Annotated in this window: 1 rRNA gene; it reads right to left on the bottom strand. The window is 52.4% G+C overall.

Going from position 1 to position 248, the window contains the following annotated elements:
* Positions 1-248: ribosomal RNA gene (locus GTP44_RS27035) — 23S ribosomal RNA — on the bottom strand; the annotation flags it as partial.

Genomic DNA, 248 nt, shown 5'->3' on the forward strand with positions numbered 1-248 from the left:
TTGGAGGATGGTCCCCCCATATTCAGACAGGATTTCTCGTGTCCCGCCCTACTTGTCGTACGCTTAGTACCACCGGTCTGATTTCGTGTACGGGGCTATCACCCGCTATGGCCGCCATTTCCAGAGCGTTCCACTATCAGTCCGACTATCACGTACAGGCTCTTCCCATTTCGCTCGCCACTACTTTGGGAATCTCGGTTGATTTATTTTCCTGCAGCTACTTAGATGTTTCAGTTCGCCGCGTTCGC

Origin of the sequence: Duganella lactea (assembly GCF_009857505.1) — a bacterium.
GTDB classification, from domain to species: domain Bacteria; phylum Pseudomonadota; class Gammaproteobacteria; order Burkholderiales; family Burkholderiaceae_D; genus Rugamonas; species Rugamonas lactea.